1 protein-coding gene and 1 pseudogene are annotated in these 2,327 nt (G+C 55.3%); one reads left to right on the top strand and one right to left on the bottom strand.

What is annotated here, in order from left to right:
• Nucleotides 1-847: 847 nt before the first annotated feature.
• On the top strand, nt 848-2,032 hold the full coding sequence (locus AB4Y42_RS43785) for an acetyl-CoA C-acyltransferase (protein WP_368697828.1): 1,185 nt from the start codon (nt 848-850) through the stop codon (nt 2,030-2,032).
• Nucleotides 2,033-2,064: 32 nt separating this feature from the next.
• On the opposite strand, the pseudogene AB4Y42_RS43780 reads toward AB4Y42_RS43785, so the two are convergent.
• A pseudogene (locus AB4Y42_RS43780) lies at nt 2,065-2,327 on the bottom strand (IS630 family transposase); the annotation flags it as partial.

The raw sequence follows: 2,327 nt of genomic DNA, 5'->3' as shown, positions 1-2,327 counted from the left end.
TGGCCTCAAAGCGCTTAAAAGGACGTTGAATTCGCATTGAATTTGCACAATGCGAAAGATCTTGCCGCGAGAGCCGCGTAATTGGAGCGATGTCGCGTCAGCTCGGGTGTATTTCAGCGACCTGCTAAGCGTGAGGAGGTGACAGGCAGCTTAAGGTCAATGGAGACGTGCAGTATTGAATGTTGAATGTGTCTTCAAGCGGGCGAGCGCAGCGAAATACCAGTTGAGTGTGCAGTCGATACCGTCGGCGCAGTATCTCCTTGATCGTTAGCGACCCGGTTCGACTTCAAAACCACAGCGCACAGCCGCAAAACTTCCTCGCGGTGAAATTTGACGGGCAGCCGAAAGTACGCTCGTTAGGCGCCCTGGTAGGGAGGGACGCTGGCTAATCCACGGAAGATTTATGTCGTCTGACGCCAATATAAGGTAGACGCAGAAACGGTTGCAATATCGGGAATCTGCCATTTTGCGACCTTGGCTTTGTAGAATTCGATGAGTTGTTCTGCAGTAAGTTCGGCTTCCGCACGTTTGACGACCACGACAAGCGAGGTTCTATAAAAATCAATGGCGAAACGATCGTTTATTACTGATCAGCTTAGGCCATGAACGCTCGCCTGTCAAAGGGTAGTAGTGAAATTTTGTCAGCTCCCCGAGTCGGCGCGCTGCCATTGACTTTTCTTGGCTCGCAGCCTATCTTCGCAGTAACTGAACGATCGTTTATAAAAAGGGTGCGTTGCAGGTTAGATGAAGGTGCCTACGATGTAGTACTCGTGGGTCCCCTTGTAGGTACGAATCGTACGATGCAAGTCACTGCGCCCATCAATAAGAGGAGGCTTTGGTAGAGATCATGAGAGACGCGGTTATTGTTTCCACTGCCCGTACCGGGATTGGTCGAGCCTACAAAGGATCGCTGAACAATACAAAATCACCGACTATGATCGGTCACGTGATTTCGCATTCTGTGCAACGTGCGAAAATTGATCCCAACGAAATCGAAGACGTGGTTATCGGGACGTCAATGCCGGGCGGCACTGCTGGCATGAATGTCGCGCGCCTGGGCGCACTGGCCGCAGGGCTACCGCTGGGAGTGGCGGGACAGACGATTGACCGTCAATGCGCCTCTGGGCTGATGGCGGTGGCGACTGCAGCGAAGCAGATTATCGTGGACAGGATGGACACGGTGATAGCCGGTGGGCAGGAGAGTATTTCGCTAGTTCAGGATAAGTTCGTCGGCTGGGTCGGAACCGATGCGGACAGCAACCTGATCGGTCGAGTGCCGCACGCCTATATTCCGATGCTTCATACTGCCGAGATCGTATCGAAAAAGTACCATGTGTCGCGCGAAGCACAGGATGCGTATGCGGCCGAATCACAGCGGCGCACTGCAGTGGCGCAGAGCGAAGGGCGCTTTGACACGGAAATCGTTCCCATCGCCACGACGATGGCGGTTATTGACAAGCAGAGTGGTGAGGTCAGGTATCGCGAGGTGGTGCTGGACCGCGATGAGGGGAATCGCCCGGATACGACGACGAAGTCCTTGGCGCAGCTTAAGTCTGCGATCGAAGGCGGTTTTACAACGGGCGGTAATGCGAGTCAGTTATCCGATGGTGCATCAGCTTGTGTGTTGATGGACAGCAAGCTGGCCGAGCGCCGTGGCGCACAACCTTTGGGAATCTACCGAGGCATTGCCGTGGCTGGCTGCGGGCCAGAAGAGATGGGGATTGGTCCAGTCTTCGCCGTGCCGAAACTTCTTGGGCGTCACGGCCTGAAGGTGAGTGACATTGGCTTGTGGGAGCTCAATGAGGCTTTTGCGTGTCAGGTGATTTACTGCCGGGACCGACTGGGGATCGATCCTGAGCGGTTGAACGTGAATGGCGGTGGGATCTCGATCGGTCATCCATACGGTATGACGGGTGCACGCCTCGTCGGCCACGCGTTGCTGGAAGGCAAGCGTCGAGGCGAGAAATACGTCGTTGTCACGATGTGCATTGGGGGCGGCATGGGCGCCGCCGGACTGTTCGAGGTGGTTTGAGGTCTCGGGCGCGATTACATAGACAGGAAATACACCTGATTCAGCCAGCTTGAGTAAGTCGGCGTGAAGTGCATGTGGTAGCGCGTATGCCTGGCCAGCCACGCCCTGACCTTGGGATGCTTGTGTGTCGCATAGTTGTCGACGATCAAATGCACATCGAGATCGGCAGGCACCGCCTGATCCACATGCCTGAGAAACGCCAGGAATTCCTGATGTCGGTGGCGCGGCTTACATTGCGCAATAACTTCACCCGTTGCCGTATTGAGCGCGGCGAACAGAGTGGTAGTGCCGTGCC

Source organism: Paraburkholderia sp. EG286B (assembly GCF_040965655.1).
Taxonomy (GTDB): domain Bacteria; phylum Pseudomonadota; class Gammaproteobacteria; order Burkholderiales; family Burkholderiaceae; genus Paraburkholderia.
This window is presented reverse-complemented; position numbering and strand designations above follow the sequence as displayed.